This is a genomic window from Mycobacterium sp. 1274756.6 (assembly GCF_001668625.1).
In the GTDB taxonomy this organism is placed as follows: domain Bacteria; phylum Actinomycetota; class Actinomycetes; order Mycobacteriales; family Mycobacteriaceae; genus Mycobacterium.
In genome coordinates, this window is record NZ_LZLJ01000038.1 from 21,992 (window position 1) to 38,434 (window position 16,443).

The window sequence follows — 16,443 nt, forward strand, 5'->3', positions numbered from 1 at the left end:
ACGATGTGACAGCCGATCCGAAGGGAATGACCTGCAGCCTGGCCGGGGGAGCGGACTTCACCCGCGCCGAGGACATGCCCGACTGGATCGTCTCGGCCTACACCGACAGCTACCGCGGCCCGCGCAGTGAGGCGCCCCGGCGCGAGGAGTCCACCGACCGCGCCGCGGCGTTGACCCCGGCGATGTTGAGCGCACACTGCCGGCTGGGCCACCGCCGCCGCCCCGACGACATCGGCATCGCCGTCTACCCCGAAGACGACGCCGCCGGCTTCGGCCCGGCCGTCCAGGTGGTCACCGGCCACGGTGCGCTGCTGATGGATTCGGTCGCCGTGCTGCTACACCGCCTCGGCGTCGGCTACGTCGCGATCATGAACCCGGTGTTCGCCGTGCAGCGCGACTCCGACGGCACCCTGCAGAGCATCGCGCCCGCCGGCGACGAGCCCGAGTCGACACCGACCGAAACCTGGATCCACGTCCAGCTGGCGCCGCACACCGACCCACGGGTCCTCGCCGACGTCGAGCGCCTACTGCCGACCGTCCTCGGCGACGTCCGCCAGGTCACCGCCGACACCACCGCGATGATCGACACGCTCGACCGGCTGACCGAGGCCGTCGACACCGACGCCGACGGGCGCTTCCAGGCCCCCGACCGTCACGACGTGGCCGCCCTGCTGCGCTGGCTGCGACGCGGACATTTCGTGCTGCTGGGCTACCAGCGCGGCACGGTCGACGGGGAGCGGGTCAGCGCCGCCGACACCGACCGGCTCGGCGTGCTGCGCCTGCGCACCGCCAACCGCACCCGGCTGGCCGGCGACCACGACCTGCTGGTCCTGGCCCAGGCGACGGTGCCCAGCTATCTGCGGTTCGGCGCCTACCCCTACATCGTGGTGATCCGCGAGACCGACGCCGACGCCGTCGTCGAGCACCGCTTCATCGGGTTGTTCACCGTCGCGGCGATGAACGCCAACGTGCTGGAGATCCCGGTGGTCGCCGGCAAGGTGCAGCAGGCGCTGGAACTGTCCGAACGCGATCCGAGCCACCCGGGCCAGCTGCTGCTCGACATCTTCCAGACCATCCCGCGCTCGGAGTTGTTCGCCGCCACCGCCGAACAGCTACTGACGATGGCGATGGCGGTGGTGGACCTGGGCACGCGGCGTCGGGCGCTGCTGTTCGTGCGCGGGGACCGCCTCGGCCGGTTCGTCTCCTGCCTGGTGTATCAGCCGCGCGACCGCTACACCACCGCCGTCCGGCTGGCCATGCAGGACATCCTGGTCCGCGAGTTCGGCGGCACCGGCCTGGAGTACACCGCGCGGGTCAGTGAAGCCCCGTGGGCGCTGGTGCATTTCGTGGTCCGGCTGCCCGCCGAGGGCGCACCGGCCGTGGACACCTCCGAGGCCAACCGCTCCCGCATCCAGGAGCTGCTGACCCAGACCACCCGCACCTGGGCCGACCGACTGCTCGCCGATGCCACCGACGGCACGGTGCCGACCAGCACGCTCGAGCACTACGCGGACGTCTTCCCCGAGGTGTACAAGCAGGGTGTCCCACCGGGGGAGGCCCTCGAGGACATCGCGGTGATCGAGGCCCTGGCCGACGACTCGGTCAAGCTGGTGCTGAACCGGCTCAACGACGAAACCTCCCAGTTGACTTGGTATCTGGGCGGCCACGGCGCGTCGCTGAGCCGCCTGCTGCCGATGCTGCAGTCGATGGGCGTCGTGGTGATCGAAGAACACCCGTTCACCGTCACCAGAGCCGACGGGCTGGCGGTCTGGATCTACAAGTTCAAAGTCTCCCCGCACCCGACGATCACCCTGCCTGAGCAAGGGCCGCAGCGTGAGGCGGCCGCCGAACGCTTCGCCGACGCGGTCACCGCGATCTGGCAGGGCTGCGTGGAGATCGACGCCTTCAACGAACTGGTGCTGCGGGCCGGCCTGACCTGGCAGCAGGTCGCGGTGCTGCGCGCCTACTCCCGCTACCTGCGGCAGGCCACCTTCTCCTACAGCCAGCACCACATCGCAGCGGTGCTCAACGAGAACCCCACCACCGCGGCGTCGCTGGTGGAGCTGTTCGAGGCCCTCTTCGACCCCGACCCCGACGGTGCTGCCGCCCGCGACGCCCATGCCGCGGCCGCCGCCGTCAGCGCCGACATCGATGCGCTGGTCAGCCTGGACACCGACCGGGTGCTGCGCGCCTTCGCCGCCCTGATCCAGGCCACCTTGCGCACCAACTACTTCGTGACCGCGCCCGACTCGGCCAGTGCCCACAACGTGCTGGCGTTCAAACTCGACGCCGCGCTGATCGACCAATTACCGTTGCCGCGGCCCAAATTCGAGATCTTCGTCTACTCGCCGCGGGTGGAGGGCGTGCACCTGCGGTTCGGTTACGTCGCGCGCGGCGGGCTGCGCTGGTCGGATCGCCGCGAGGACTTCCGCACCGAGATCCTCGGGCTGGTGAAGGCCCAGGCGGTCAAGAACGCCGTCATCGTGCCCAGCGGTGCCAAGGGTGGGTTCGTGGTCAAGAAGCCGCCGACACCGACCGGGGACGCCGCCGCCGACCGGGAGGCCACCCGCGCCGAAGGCGTCGCCTGCTACCGGCTGTTCATCTCCGGGCTGCTGGAACTGACCGACAACATCGACCACGCGACCGGCGCGGTCAGCGCGCCCCCGCAGGTGGTGCGCCGCGACTCCGACGACGCCTACCTGGTGGTCGCCGCCGACAAGGGCACGGCGAGTTTCTCCGACATCGCCAACGAGGTCGCCGCCGACTACGGCTTCTGGCTGGGTGACGCCTTCGCCTCCGGCGGATCGGTCGGCTACGACCACAAGGAGATGGGGATCACCGCCCGCGGCGCCTGGGAGAGCGTCAAACGCCACTTTCGGGAGATGGGCGTCGACACCCAGAGCGAGGACTTCACCGTCGTCGGTGTCGGGGACATGAGCGGCGACGTGTTCGGCAACGGCATGCTGCTCTCCCCGCACATCCGGCTGGTCGCCGCCTTCGACCACCGGCACGTCTTCTTGGACCCCGACCCCGACGCGCAGAGCTCGTTTGAGGAACGGCGCCGGCTGTTCGAGCTGCCGCGCTCCAGCTGGGACGACTACGACCGCGCGCTGCTCAGCGAGGGTGGCGGTGTCTACAGCCGCGAGCACAAGTCGATCCCGGTCAGCGCGCAGGTCCGCGCCGCCCTCGGCCTCGACGACGACGTCACCGAACTGGCGCCGCCCGCCCTGATCCGGACGGTGCTGCGCGCCCCGGTGGACCTGCTCTACAACGGCGGCATCGGCACCTATATCAAGGCCGAGAGCGAAGCCGACGTCGACGTGGGTGACCGCGCCAACGACGCGGTGCGGGTCAACGCAAACCAGTTGCGCGCCAAGGTCGTCGGTGAGGGCGGCAACCTGGGCGTCACTCCGCGCGGCCGCATCGAGTTCGACCTGTGCGGCGGGCGGATCAACACCGACGCGTTGGACAACTCCGCCGGGGTGGACTGCTCCGACCACGAGGTCAACATCAAGATCCTGATCGACTCGCTGGTCACCGCCGGTCAGGTCCGCGCCGACGAGCGCGCCGAGCTGCTGGCCTCGATGACCGACGAGGTGGCCGCGCTGGTGCTCGCCGACAACGCCGCCCAGAACGACCTGATGGGCACCAGCCGCGCCAACGCCGCCAGCCTGCTGCCGGTGCACGCGACGCAGATCCGCGACCTCGAGGAGCACTACGGCCTCAACCGCCAGCTGGAGGCCCTGCCCTCGGAGAAGGAGATCGATCGCCGCGCCGCCGCCGGTCTGGGCCTGACCTCCCCGGAACTAGCGACGCTGATGGCCCACGTCAAACTCTCGCTCAAAGAGGATCTGCTGGCCACCGACCTGCCCGAACAGGACGTGTTCGCCGCCCGGCTGCCGCGGTATTTTCCCGAGCCGCTGCGGGAGCGGTTCCCCGAGGCGATCCGCGCCCATCAGCTGCGCCGCGAGATCGTGGCCACCATGACCGTCAACGACCTCGTCGACTCCTGCGGCATCGCCTACGCCTACCGGATCGCCGCCGACGTCGGAGTCGGCATGGTCGACGCCGTGCGCGCCTATGCCGCCACCGACGCCATCTTCGGGGTGGGGGAGCTGTGGCACCGCATCCGCGCCGCCGCCACCGAACACCGGCTGCCGGTCGCGGTGTCCGACCGGCTGACCCTCGACCAACGCCGGCTCATCGACCGGGCCGGACGCTGGCTGCTCAACAACCGGCCGCAGCCGCTGGCCGTCGGCGCCGAGATCAACCGGTTCGCCGCGAAGGTGCAGGCGCTGACCCCCAAACTCGGCGAGTGGCTGCGCGGCGACGACAAGGCCATCGTCGAGCAACACATCGGTGAGTTCACCGACCACGGCGTGCCCGACGACCTGGCGACCGCGGTGGCGCTGGGCCTGTACCGCTACAGCCTGCTGGACATCATCGACATCGCCGAGATCACCGACCGCGACGACGCCGAGGTCGCCGACGCCTACTTCGCGCTGATGGATCACCTGGGCACCGATGGGCTGCTCACGGCGGTGGCGGCGCTGCCCCGCGACGACCGGTGGCGCTCCCTGGCCCGCCTCGCCCTGCGCGACGACATCTATGCTTCGCTGAAATTGCTCTGCGTCGACGTGCTGGCGGTCGGCGAACCCGACGAGGACGGTGTGCAAAAGATCGTGGAATGGGAACAGATCAACGGCTCGCGGGTGCAGCGCGCCCAGCGCACCCTCAAGGAGATCTACGCCGCCGAGGATCAGGACCTGGCCGCGCTGTCGGTGGCCGCGCGGCAGATCCGCAGCATGACCCGCTCCGGTGGGCGCGGAATCGCCGGATGAGCGGCACCGGATTCGTCACCCCGGTCGCGGTGCGCTGGTCGGACATCGACATGTACCAGCACATCAACCACGCCACGATGGTGACGCTGCTGGAAGAGGCCCGCATCCCGTTCCTGTCCCCGGTGTTCGGGGCGGAGATCATCACCACCGGGCTGCTCATCGCCGAGGTGCGCATCTCCTACAAGGGCCAGCTGCGGCTGCTGGACTCGCCGCTGCAGGTGACGATCACCGTCGACCGGCTGCGCGCGGTGGACTTCACCCTCGGCTACGAGGTGCGCTCGGTCAACGCCGCCCCCGATTCACGGCCCGCGGTGATCGCCGAAACCCAGCTGGCCGCCTTCGACATCGACGAGCAGAAACTGGTGCGGCTGTCCGCCGAGCACCGGGAGTATCTGGGCCGGTTCGTGCGCTGAGTGCCGGACGGGCTCGCGAGACTCACCGCTGTGCCATCGCGGCCGCATCATGATGCGTTGGAGGTATCATCGTGTCATGCGAACCACCGTGGTCATCGACGCCGATGTGGCCGCCGAGATCGAGCGGTTGCGTCGCGAGGGGCTGGGCATCAGCGAGGCTCTGAATCTGCTGGCGCGCCGTGGGATATCTGCCGGCAGTTCGGTCCGCCCAAAATATCGGCACCGCACCGCGCCGGTCGGATTGAAAATCGACGTCACCGACGTCGCCGACGTCCTGGATCTACTCGACGATGATCGTTGACGCCAACCTGCTGCTGTACGCGGTCGATGAGACCAGCCCGCACAATCCGGCGGCCGTTGGCTGGCTGCGGAAAACCCTCGATGGGGACACCCGCGTCGGGCTGCCGTGGCAGACGATCGGTGCGTTCCTGCGGATCATCACCCATCCGCGGGTCAGCCGGAATCCGTTGAGCGGGGCGGCAGCTTGGAGTCATGTCGCTGACTGGTTGGCGGTCCCGGTGGTGTGGATACCGCCGGCGACCCGGGCCACCGCCCGGATCTACGCCGGTCTCGTTGAGCAGGTCGAGGTCACCGGAAACCTGGTGCCCGATGCCCAGCTGGCGGCCCTGGCGATCGAGCACGGCGTCGAAATCGTCTCTGCTGACACCGATTTCCTGCGGTTTCCGGGTGTACGTCTGGTCAACCCGTTGGCGTCGGATTGAGCCCGTCGGCTCGGATCAGCTCATCCAGACGGCAGTTGCCGGCGGCAACAACCCGGCGGTCAGCGGTCCGCTGGTCAAGATCACCGTGCCCTCCGACAACTCCACCGGATGCTCGCCGGCGTTGAGGACACACACCAGCCCGCCGCGCCGAAACGCCAGCACACCATCCGGCGCCGACAGCCAGTGGATCCGATCCTCATCGAATTCGGGTCGGCTGCTGCGCAATTCGAGCGCTCGCTGGTACAGCGCCAGCGTCGACGCCGGGTCGCGCTGCTGGCGGTCCACTGTCAACGGCTCCCAGTCGGCCGGCATCGGCAGCCAGGTCCGCGGGTTGGTGGAGAACCCGAACGGTGGTGCGGAACCCGACCACGGCATCGGCACCCGGCAGCCGTCGCGGCCGCGCTCGGTGTGCCCGGAACGCTCCCACACCGGGTCCTGCAGCACCGCATCCGGCAGTGTCACGTTGGGCAGGTCCAACTCCTCGCCGTTGTAGACGAACACCGCCCCCGGCAACGCCAGCAGCACCAGCGCCATCGCGCGGGCGCGGGCCAGACCGATCGCGCCGCCGCCGTAGCGGGTCACCGCCCGCTCGACGTCGTGGTTGGCCAGCGTCCAGGTGGGCGTCGCCCCGGCCATCGCGACGGCCGCCAGCGAGTTGTCGATCGCCTCGCGCAGCTCGGCGGCGTCGAAACCGGCCTGCACCAGCCGGAAGTTGAAACCCAGGTGCAGTTCGTCGGGGCGCAGGTACTTCGCGAATTCGGTGTTGTCGTGCACCCACACCTCGCCGATGGTGACTGCGCCGGGATAGTCGTCGACGACGGCGCGGATGGCCCGGTGGATGGCGTGCACCCCCGGGCCGGTTGAACCGCGGGTCGTCGTCGCGGTGGGCGAGCAGGCCGACATCGGTGGTGGGCATGTCCGGTAGCCCGGCCGGTTTGGCCATGCCGTGGGCGACGTCGATGCGGAATCCGGCCACCCCGCGCTCCAGCCAGAACCGCAGGGTCGCTTCGAAGTCGGCGAGCACCTCCGGGTTGTCCCAGTTCAGATCGGGCTGACGCGCGTCGAACAGGTGCAGATACCACTGGCCGGGCCGGCCGTCGGCCTCGGTGACCCGGCTCCAGGCCGGCCCGCCGAACACCGAGATCCAGTTGTTCGGCGGCCGGTCCCCGCCCGGGCCGCGCCCGTCGCGGAAGAAATACCGGTCGCGGGCCGGGCTGCCCGGTGCCGAACGCAGCGCCTCGACGAACCACGGATGCGCGGAGCTGGTGTGGTTGGGCACCACATCCATGACCACCCGGATGCCGCGGTCATGGGCCGCGGTCAGCAGCCGCTGCAGCGCGCCGATCCCGCCGAACAGCGGGTCCACATCGCGCGGGTCGGCCACGTCGTAGCCGTGGTCGACCATCGGGGAGACGGTGATCGGGTTGAGCCAGATCCCGTCCACGCCCAGCTCATCGAGATGGTCCAGGTGCGCGACGAGCCCGTCGAGATCGCCCACCCCGTCCCCGTCGCTGTCGGCGAACGAGCGGGGATAGACCTGGTAGAACACCGCGCGGCGCCACCAGTCGTCGGGTCGCACCGTCAGAACGGGGAGTTGACCATCGCGTCGGCCGCCATCTCCAGGTAGTCCAGCAGTGCCCGGCGGTGCGCGTCATCGAGGGTCTCGGCGTCGATCTCGGCGATCGCCACCTTCATGCACTGCAGCCAGGCGTCGCGCTCGGCGAGCCCGATCCGGTAGGGCACGTGCCGCATCCGCAGCCGGGGGTGTCCGCGCCGGTCGGAGTAGGTGCGCGGCCCGCCCCAGTACTGCTCGAGGAACATCCGCAGCCGCTCCTCGGCGCCGTCCATGTCGTCGGCCGGGTACAGCGGGCGCAGGATCTCGTCCTCGGCGACCAACTGGTAGAACCGGGCGACCAGGGCGTGGAAGGTCGGGGCGCCGCCGACCGCGTCGTAGAAGGATTGCTGGACCTCGGTCATCGGCTCCATTGTGCATGGCTGCGCCACGCACCCGATTGACCAGCCAACACACAGCCGAATCGAGTGCAGTCACGGTCGAATCGTGGTGGACTGTTGCGCGGAGGACGAATGGCGCAGCACACCCATCGTCGCGGCCACCGCACGTCGCCGGTCGCGATCAGCCCGCACGGGCCCGGCCCGGGCGCGCCGCTGCGCAGTGTCCCCGACCCGCCGCAGCCGGGACTGGGCGGTCGCCGGGTCCTGCTGCTCAACGCCACGTTCGAACCGTTGACCGCGCTGCCGCTGCGGCGCGCGATCGTCATGCTGGTCTGCCAGAAGGCCGAGGCCGTGCACGACGACCCGGCCGGCCTGGTGGTGCGATCGGCCTCCGCCGTGGTGGTGGTGCCGTCGGTGATCCGGCTGCACCGCTACGTGCGGGTGCCCTACCGGGCACGGGTACCGCTGACCCGTGCCGCGCTCATGCACCGCGACCGGTTCCGCTGCGCCTACTGCGGCAACCGCGCCGACACCGTCGACCACGTGGTGCCGCGCAGCCGCGGCGGCACGCACTGCTGGGAGAACTGCGTGGCCTGCTGCTCGACGTGCAACCACCGCAAAGCCGACCGGCTGCTGACCGAGTTGGGCTGGACCTTGCGGTGCCCACCCGTCCCGCCGAAGGGCCAGCACTGGCGGCTGTTGGCGGCCGGCAGCGACCTGGATCCGTCCTGGAGCCGGTATCTGGGCGAGGGCGCCGCCTGAAACCGGTTTCGCCGGTCTGCTGAACTGCCTGTGGGCCGGTGGGATACGGTTTGCACCGTGAGCATGGCAGAGATCCTTCTCTATTTCGTGGCCATCCCCGGCGGGCTGGCGACGGTACTCGGCCTGTGGGCCTGGACGGGTAAGCGCATCCACCCGGCGACCTACCGGATGTCCGAGCCGTGGACACACGCCCCGATCCTGTGGGCGGCGGTCGACGAAGCGGTCGGTCCGCGGCACGGCGAGGCGGTCGAGTTCAGCGTGGGAGGTGGCGCAAGTGGCAAGTGGTGACGTCGCGACGATCGAACCCACCGAGCTTCCGCTCGGGTCGGTGGTGACCTACAGCGGCCGGATCTCCGGGGTCGTCGAACCCTCCGAGCCGTCGGTGACCTACCCGTTCCCGATCAAAGACCTGGCGATGCTCGACAACACGCTGACCTACGCGTCGCGGACCACGCAGGCCCGATTCGCCGTCTACCTCGGCGACCTCGGCGCGGACACCGCCGCGCGGGCCCGCGACATCCTGGGTTCGGTGCCCACCCCCAACGACGCGGTGCTGCTGGCGGTCTCACCCGACCAGCGCGCCATCGAGGTGGTCTACGGTTCGGCGCTGCGCGGGCGGGGAGCCGAGTCGGCCGCACCGCTCGGCGTCGCCGCCGCGGCCTCCTCCTTCGCCGAAGGCAACCTGATCGACGGACTGATCAGCGCGGTGCGGGTGATCAGCGCCGGGATCTCCCCGGCCTGACCGGCCACCGCCGCGGGACCCGACGCCGGAGCGTCGGGTGAGTGAGCGCCTGCACGCCCGCTGGCTCGACAACGCCGAGCGCGGCGGGCTGACCGGCGAGGACATCGAACAGGTCACCCGCGCGGGCATCGCCCCGGCGAGCTTCCACGCCCTGGCGGGCCTGGCCGAGATCACCGACCCGCACGGCAAAAGCTACTTTCTGATCCCGCCGGGCGCCCCGGCGGTGCGGGTGCGCGCCGCGGTGCTGATGGCCGCGGTGTTCAACGCGGGCAGCGGCTATCGCGGCGGGGATTTCGCGGCCACCGGCTACGGTCCCGCCGAGGTGCAGCGGATCCGGGCACGCCAATTCGCCAACGCCTGGAGCTACCGCCGAGCCAGCGCGATCGCGGCGGCCGGTGCGCTGGCGGCCACCCCGCACGGCATCCTGATGGGCCTCGGCGGCAGCCGGGCCCACCGGCTGGCCAGCCGCCGCGGCGGCACCACCTACGGCGACGTCTTCCTAATCAACCTCCCCACCGGGAACGACCCGGTGGCCCTGCTGACCGCGATCATCGAATCCGGTGTCGGCTGGTACCTCGACGACGGCACACCGCGTCCCGGTCGCCTGCCCCTCGAGCGGCTACTGCACCACGAGGAACGGCATGCCCGCCAGTGGGCGGCGCTGGGACCGCTGCGGATGAGCCTCGGCTACCTCGCCGCGGAGGCCCGGGCGGTGTGGACCGGCGAACCGAACACCTTCGAGGCCGCCGCCGGCCTCGCCGACGGCGGCTACCGCTAGCCGAGGGCTCAGCTGCCGTCGAACATCCGGGCGCGCAGCGCCCGCTCCACCCCGGCCTTGCCCTCGATCACCAGCCGGCGCAGCGGCGGCGGCACCGCCGGATCGGCCAGGAAGGCCTCCGCCGCCCCGATACCCTCGTCGCTGACATTCCATATCGGATACAGCCCGATCACCACGGTCTGCGCCACCTCGCTGGAGCGGCGCTGCCAAACGCCGGGAATCGCGCTGAAATACCGCGCGGTGAACGCGTCCAGCAGCTCGGCCTGCCCGGGCTGCACGATCCCGCCGATGATCGCCCGTCCGGTGATGTTGGCCAGCGTGTCGTCCTCGATCACCCGGGTCCACGCCTGCTCTTTGACGGCGCGCTGCGGGCGGGCGGCGGCGGCCTGCGCGCCGTAGCGCCGCCCGGTCGCGGTCGGGTCGCGGCGCACCTCGGCGTCGATGAACGGGGTGTCCGGGCCGTCGGCGTCGACGACGCCGCCGCGGGCCAGCGCGGTGACGATGCGCCAGCGCAGGTCCGCATCGACGGTCAACCCGGCCAACCGCTGATCCGCCGGGTCGTGTTCGAGCAGCGCGGCGAGCACCTCGGTGTGCCGCTGCTCGAGCACCGCGGTGCACAGCGCGTTGACGAAGGCCAGCTGGTGATCGGAGCCCGGCTCGGCGGCGCGGGCCAGCTCCAGCAGCCGGTCGGCGAACACCGGCCACCCGGTGCTTTCCGCCCAGCCGGGATCGGCGTAGGACCCCAGCGCGGTCTGCGCCTGCAACAGCAGCCGCTGGGCCACCCCGACCTCGGTCTCGGCGTGGATGCCGCCGGCGACCAGCGCCACGAAATCGCGGGCCTTCAGCTCCGCCTCGCGGGTCATCTCCCAGGCCGCCGACCACACCAGGGTGCGCGGCAACGGCTCGGCGATGTCGGCGATGCGCTCCAGCGCCGTGGACAGCGACGCCGGGTCCAACCGCAGCGAGCAATAGGTCAGATCGTCGTCGTTGACCAGGATGAGCGCGCCGCGGTCCCGGCCGACCAGGGCGGGCACCTCGGTGCTGGGGCCCTCGACGTCGAGCTCCTCGCGATGCACCCGCACCAGCCGGCCGTCCCGCTCGTCGTAGACGCCGACGGCCAGCCGATGCGCGCGGGTCTCCCCGGCGCCCGGCGCGGCGCCGCCCTGGGTGACGGCGAACCGGGTGAACCGGCCGTCGGCGTCGACGCTGAAATCCGGGCGCAAGGTGTTGATGCCGGTGGTCTTGAGCCACTGCTGACCCCAGTCGGACAGGTCGCGTCCGGAGGCGCGCTCCAACGCGGCCAGCAGGTCGTCGAAGGTGGCGTTGTCGAAGGCGTGCTTGGCGAAGTAGTCGCGCAGCCCGGCCAGGAAATGGTCCAACCCGACGTAGGCCACTAGCTGTTTGAGCACCGAGGCGCCCTTGGCGTAGGTGATCCCGTCGAAGTTGACCTCCACCGCGGCGAGGTCGGGGATGTCGGCGGCGATCGGGTGGGTCGAGGGCAGCTGGTCCTGGCGGTAGGCCCAGGACTTCTCGGTGTTGGCGAACCCGGTCCAGGCCTGGGTGTACTCGGTGGCCTCGCTTTGGCAGAGCACCGCGGCGAACGTCGCGAACGACTCGTTGAGCCACAGGTCGTCCCACCAGCGCATGGTCACCAGGTTGCCGAACCACATGTGGGCCATCTCGTGCAGCAGGGTCTCGGCGCGCCGCTCGTAGGAGGCGCGGGTGACCTTGGAGCGGAAGACGTAGTCCTCCAGGAAGGTGACCGCCGCGACGTTCTCCATCGCCCCGGCGTTGAACTCCGGCACGAACAGTTGGTCGTACTTCCCGAACGGGTAGGTGATGCCGAAATGCTTGTGGTAGAAGCCGAATCCCTGTTTGGTCTCGGTGAACAGCCGCTCGGCGTCCATGTGCTCGGCCAGCGAGGCGCGGCAGAAGATGCCGAGGGGGATCTCGCCGTGCTCGTCGCGGTAGGTGTCGGTCCAGCGGGTGTACGGCCCGGCGATCAACGCCACCAGATAGGTGCTGATCCGCGGCGTGGTCGCGAACGTGTGCACCCCGTCGGTGACGTCGGTGGCGGCACCGTTGGAGACCACCTGCCAGTGCGCCGGCGCGGTCACCCGGATGTCGAAGGTGGCTTTGAGGTCGGGCTGGTCGAAGCAGGCGAACATCCGTTTGGCGTCGGCGGTCTCGAACTGCGAATACAGGTAGACCTCCTCGTCGACGGGGTCGACGAAGCGGTGCAGTCCTTCCCCGGTGTTGGAGTAGCGGCAGTCGGCGTCGACCACCACCTCGTTGCGCGAGGCCAGACCGCGCAGCGGGATGCCGGTGGCCTCGTCGTAGCCGGAGACGTCGATGTCCACGCCGTTGAGGGTGGCGCGGCGCACCGTCGCGGCGGCGAGGTCCAGATACGTGTCGGCGCCGGGCAGGGCGTCGAAGGTCACGGTGGTGACGGAGCGGAAGGTGTCGGTGCCGGGCCCGCCGGCGCCGTCGGTGAGGTCCAGGTCGATGCGGTAGCCGGCGACGGTGACCAGGGCGGCGCGTTCGGCGGCTTGGTCGCGGGTGAGGTTGGGAAGTGCCACCCGTCCCAACCTAGTGGTTCGGCGAGCGCTCCCGGGTGCCCGGTTTCCCCTGAAATCGACACCGCAGCGCTGCCATACCGGCGTTTTCGCCGCTATCGGCCGGATTCGCTGTCGATCTCAGGGACGCCGGGCCGGTCGGGGGCCGCGTACCGGCGGGGCGACTACGGTTGGGAACGGCGGACACCGTGCCGCCGCCCCGCCGTACTGCGAGAGGACAGCTATGCCCGACAAGGCCGATTTCTGGTTCGATCCGCTCTGCCCGTGGTGCTGGATCACCTCCCGCTGGATCCTGGAGGTCGAGCAGGTCCGCGATATCGAGGTGCACTTCCACGTGATGAGCCTGGCGGTGCTCAACGAGGGCCGCGACGACCTCTCCGATGACTACCGCGAGGGCCTGAAGAAGGCGATGGGCCCGGTGCGGGTGGCCATCGCCGCCGAGCAGCAGCGCGGACCGGAGATCCTCGGCCCGCTCTACACCGCCATGGGCACCCGCATCCACAACGAGGACAACAAGGACCTGCCGCAAGTGATCGAGCAGGCCCTCGCCGAGGTCGGGTTGCCCGCCGAGCTGGCGCAGGCCGCCACCGTCGACACCCACGACGAGGCGCTGCGCAAAAGCCACCACGCCGGTATGGACGCGGTGGGCAAGGACGTCGGGACCCCCACCATCCACGTCAACGGGGTGGCGTTCTTCGGCCCGGTGCTCTCCCGCATCCCGCGCGGCGAGGAAGCCGGAAAGCTCTGGGACGCCTCGGTGACCTTCGCGTCCTATCCGCACTTCTTCGAACTCAAACGCACCCGCACCGAGTCGCCGGAATTCGACTGACCGGCCGCGCACCCGTCGGGCGCCCGGACCGGCTCTGACACAATGACCGCCATGCGCGTTTACCTCGGCTGCGACCACGCCGGTTACGAACTCAAACAGCAGATCGTCGACCACCTCAAGAAGCTGGGGCACGAGCCGATCGACTGCGGCGCGTTCGAGTACGACGCCGACGACGACTACCCGGCCTTCTGCATCGCCGCCGCCACCCGCACGGTCGCCGACCCGGGCAGTCTGGGCATCGTGCTCGGCGGGTCCGGCAACGGGGAGCAGATCGCGGCCAACAAGGTGCCGGGCGCGCGCTGCGCGCTGGCCTGGAGCGTCGAGACCGCGAAGCTGGCCCGCGAGCACAATAACGCGCAGTTGATCGGCATCGGCGGGCGCATGCACACCACCGACGAGGCGCTGGCCATCGTCGACGCGTTCCTGGCCACCCCGTGGTCGCAAGCCGACCGCCACCAGCGGCGCATCGACATCCTCGAGGACTACGAGCGCACCCACCAGGCGCCCGCGGTGCCCGGCGCCGCCGGCTGACCGTGCCCGAAGGGCACACCCTGCACCGGCTGGCCCGGCTGCATCAGCGCCGGTTCGCCGGCGCGCCGGTGGCGGTATCCAGCCCGCAGGGCCGGTTCGCCGACGGCGCCGCCGTCGTCGACGGTCAGGTGCTGACCGGCACCGACGTCTGGGGCAAACACCTGTTCCACCACTACGCGGGCGGCGCGGTCGTGCACATCCACCTGGGCCTCTACGGCACCTTCACCGAGTTCGAGGTGGCGTCCGACGGCGCCGTGCCCGCCCCGGTCGGGCAGGTCCGGATGCGCATGGTCGGCGCCGAGCACGGCACCGATCTGCGCGGGCCGACCGCCTGCGAGATCTTCGACGAACTTCAGGTCGCCGATCTGCTGGCGCGACTGGGTCCCGACCCGCTACGGCGCGACGCCGACCCGCACCGGGTTTACCAACGAATCGCCAAGTCCCGCAGGGCGATCGGTGGACTGCTGCTCGACCAGTCGGTGATCGCCGGGGTCGGCAACGTCTACCGCGCCGAACTGCTGTTCCGCAACGGAATCGATCCGCACCGGCCCGGGACGACCATCACCGACGCCGAATTCGACACCGCCTGGCGCGATCTCGTCGCCCTGATGAAGGTCGGTCTGCGCCGCGGCAAGATCGTGGTGGTGCGACCCGAGCACGACCACGGCGCGCCGGCCTACGCCCCGGGGAAACCGCGCACCTACGTCTATGGGCGCGGCGGCGAGCCGTGCCGCATTTGCGGCTCCACCGTGCGCGTCGCCGACCTGGAGGGCCGGGCCATGTTCTGGTGTCCCGGCTGTCAGAGTTGACCGTGGTCAGTCGGTGATGACGCCGAGCACCCGGTAGATCTCGTCGGAGAGGCAGACGCTGCGCGGATCGGCGTTGGCCTTGGTCTCATCGAACCGGTTCATCACGTAGGCGTAGCCGATGCGCTGTTCCAGATCGACGAACCCGAACGAGCCGCCCAGCCCACCGTGACCGAAGATGCGCGGATTGGGCCCGTTCACACACCGCTGATTGAGCATGTAGCCCAGGCCCCAACCGTGATCGGCCACCCGCGGCCCCAGCACCAGGTCGGTATCGAAGCCGCCCTGCGAAACCCGGATCAGGTCCATGTGCGCGCGGCTGAGCAACTGCTCCTGGGCCAGCGCGTTGTAGAAGGTCGCCATCCCCAGCGCCGACACCTGCGCGTTGGTGCCCGGGAATTCCAACGCCCGCCACAACTCCAGGTCGTTGGTGGCGATTTCGTCGTCGGGGGCGAAGCCCATCGCGATCGCCAACCCCGCCTTGGGGTGCTCGGCCAGCGACGTCGGGTGGTCGGGGGCGCCGACGGCGGCCAGGATCTGGCGGATCGACGGCTTGTCGACCGGGTCGGCGCAGCGGCGGCGCTGCTCGGCCACCGGCACCCCGATGTGCACCTCCGCGCCGAGCGGCCCGGCGATCTCGCGGGCCAGATAGTCGCCGACGGTGCCGCCGGTGACCCGGCGGACCACCTCACCGATGATGAACCCGTAGGTGGTCATGTGGTAGCCCTGCGCGGTGCCCGGCTCCCACCACGGCTCGGCGGCGGCGACGCGCTCACACACCAGATCCCAGTCGGTGACGTCGCGCCACGGCATCGGCTCGCGCGGCCCGATCACCCCCGAGCGGTGGCTGAGCACCATGGCCAACGTGATGTCCTGCTTGCCGGCGCAACCGAACTCCGGCCAGTAGCGGGCGATCGGCGCGTCCAGCGCCAACTCGCCGCGCTCGACCAGCTGGTGCACACAGGTGCTGGTCAATCCCTTGGTTCCGGACAGCACCGTCGACAGCGTGTCGGGTGTCCACGGGTGCGCACCGGCGGCGCCGCCCCACAGGTTCACCACCAGTTCGCCGTCGACGAACGCGGCGACCGCGGCGCCCAATTCACCGCGGACGGTGAAGTTCTCCTCGAACACCGCGGCGACCCGCTCGAACGTCGGCGCGCACCAGCCGTGGATGGCGACGTCGTTCACGCAGTCTCCTGTCGCGGGACCCCCTTCGAGCGGGCGACGGGAATCGAACCCGCGTCGCTAGTTTGGAAGACTAGGGCTCTACCATTGAGCTACGCCCGCATTACTTCAGCGCGACTCTACGGCGCGTCCGGCGTCAATTCCAATCGACGCCGAGCATCGGCGTGGAGGTCTCGGGCCGTAGGATCGCGTGATCAGTGCGGGGTGTAGCGCAGCTTGGTAGCGCATCCGCTTTGGGAGCGGAAGGTCGCAGGTTCAAATCCTGTCACCCCGACCAGCGTGACCGTCACAACCGACCATGAGGA

The 16,443-nt window shown here is 70.3% G+C and carries 14 protein-coding genes, 2 tRNA genes and 1 pseudogene; 12 read left to right on the plus strand and 5 right to left on the minus strand.

Translation table 11 applies throughout. The features are described from left to right. Positions 1–5: 5 nt before the first annotated feature. The 4 genes from A5643_RS05040 (at position 6) to A5643_RS05055 (ending at position 5,976) form a co-directional block, all read left to right on the plus strand. Entirely contained in the window at positions 6–4,841 is a 4,836-nt protein-coding gene (locus A5643_RS05040) for an NAD-glutamate dehydrogenase (protein WP_502686207.1), read from the plus strand. Then, complete coding sequence (locus tag A5643_RS05045; protein ID WP_066852574.1) at positions 4,838–5,254, plus strand: acyl-CoA thioesterase; 417 nt, start codon at positions 4,838–4,840, stop codon at positions 5,252–5,254. The genes A5643_RS05040 and A5643_RS05045 overlap by 4 nt, the downstream gene beginning before the upstream one ends. A gap of 76 nt (positions 5,255–5,330) precedes the next feature. Beyond that, positions 5,331–5,555, plus strand: coding sequence for a CopG family transcriptional regulator (locus A5643_RS05050; protein WP_066852575.1), 225 nt, complete (start codon positions 5,331–5,333; stop codon positions 5,553–5,555). Then, positions 5,545–5,976, plus strand: a complete 432-nt coding sequence (locus A5643_RS05055; protein ID WP_066852576.1) for a TA system VapC family ribonuclease toxin — start codon at positions 5,545–5,547, stop codon at positions 5,974–5,976. The genes A5643_RS05050 and A5643_RS05055 overlap by 11 nt, the downstream gene beginning before the upstream one ends. A gap of 15 nt (positions 5,977–5,991) precedes the next feature. Here the strand turns inward: A5643_RS05055 and A5643_RS18845 are convergent. Then, positions 5,992–7,555 (minus strand): annotated as a pseudogene (locus tag A5643_RS18845) (glycoside hydrolase family 13 protein). A gap of 2 nt (positions 7,556–7,557) precedes the next feature. Further along, complete coding sequence (locus A5643_RS05065) at positions 7,558–7,962, minus strand: globin (protein ID WP_066852577.1); 405 nt, start codon at positions 7,960–7,962, stop codon at positions 7,558–7,560. A 99-nt stretch (positions 7,963–8,061) separates the two neighbouring features. Here A5643_RS05065 and A5643_RS05070 point away from each other — a divergent pair, with 99 nt between their 5' ends. From A5643_RS05070 to A5643_RS05085, 4 genes are all read left to right on the plus strand, one after another. After that, positions 8,062–8,691: an HNH endonuclease gene (locus tag A5643_RS05070; protein WP_066852578.1), complete on the plus strand. Its 630-nt coding sequence runs from the start codon at positions 8,062–8,064 to the stop codon at positions 8,689–8,691. A gap of 63 nt (positions 8,692–8,754) precedes the next feature. After that, positions 8,755–8,979: an aa3-type cytochrome oxidase subunit CtaJ gene (ctaJ, locus tag A5643_RS05075; protein WP_082948740.1), complete on the plus strand. Its 225-nt coding sequence runs from the start codon at positions 8,755–8,757 to the stop codon at positions 8,977–8,979. Continuing rightward, positions 8,966–9,433: a DUF5130 family protein gene (locus A5643_RS05080; RefSeq protein WP_066852579.1), complete on the plus strand. Its 468-nt coding sequence runs from the start codon at positions 8,966–8,968 to the stop codon at positions 9,431–9,433. Before ctaJ ends, A5643_RS05080 begins: the two co-directional genes overlap by 14 nt. A gap of 37 nt (positions 9,434–9,470) precedes the next feature. After that, entirely contained in the window at positions 9,471–10,211 is a 741-nt protein-coding gene (locus tag A5643_RS05085) for a hypothetical protein (RefSeq protein WP_066852580.1), read from the plus strand. A gap of 8 nt (positions 10,212–10,219) precedes the next feature. Here A5643_RS05085 and pepN read toward each other — a convergent pair whose 3' ends face one another. Next, entirely contained in the window at positions 10,220–12,790 is a 2,571-nt protein-coding gene (gene pepN / locus A5643_RS05090) for an aminopeptidase N (RefSeq protein WP_066852581.1), read from the minus strand. A 220-nt stretch (positions 12,791–13,010) separates the two neighbouring features. Here pepN and A5643_RS05095 point away from each other — a divergent pair, with 220 nt between their 5' ends. From A5643_RS05095 to A5643_RS05105, 3 genes are read left to right on the plus strand one after another with little or no spacing between them, the layout of a single operon-like run. Beyond that, the gene (locus A5643_RS05095; protein WP_066852582.1) at positions 13,011–13,616 is read left to right on the plus strand and encodes a mycothiol-dependent nitroreductase Rv2466c family protein; all 606 of its coding nucleotides are present in this window, start codon (positions 13,011–13,013) and stop codon (positions 13,614–13,616) included. Positions 13,617–13,667: 51 nt separating this feature from the next. Continuing rightward, entirely contained in the window at positions 13,668–14,147 is a 480-nt protein-coding gene (locus A5643_RS05100) for a ribose-5-phosphate isomerase (RefSeq protein ID WP_066852606.1), read from the plus strand. A gap of 2 nt (positions 14,148–14,149) precedes the next feature. Then, positions 14,150–14,956, plus strand: a complete 807-nt coding sequence (locus A5643_RS05105; protein WP_066852583.1) for an Fpg/Nei family DNA glycosylase — start codon at positions 14,150–14,152, stop codon at positions 14,954–14,956. 6 nt (positions 14,957–14,962) lie between these two features. On the opposite strand, the gene A5643_RS05110 is transcribed toward A5643_RS05105, so the two are convergent. Beyond that, on the minus strand, positions 14,963–16,141 hold the full coding sequence (locus tag A5643_RS05110; protein WP_066852584.1) for a serine hydrolase domain-containing protein: 1,179 nt from the start codon (positions 16,139–16,141) through the stop codon (positions 14,963–14,965). Between the two features lie 28 nt (positions 16,142–16,169). Then, positions 16,170–16,240, minus strand: a tRNA-Gly gene (locus A5643_RS05115). 98 nt (positions 16,241–16,338) lie between these two features. On the opposite strand from A5643_RS05115, the gene A5643_RS05120 reads away from it, so the two are divergent. Beyond that, positions 16,339–16,415 (plus strand) — tRNA-Pro (locus A5643_RS05120). Positions 16,416–16,443: the final 28 nt, after the last annotated feature.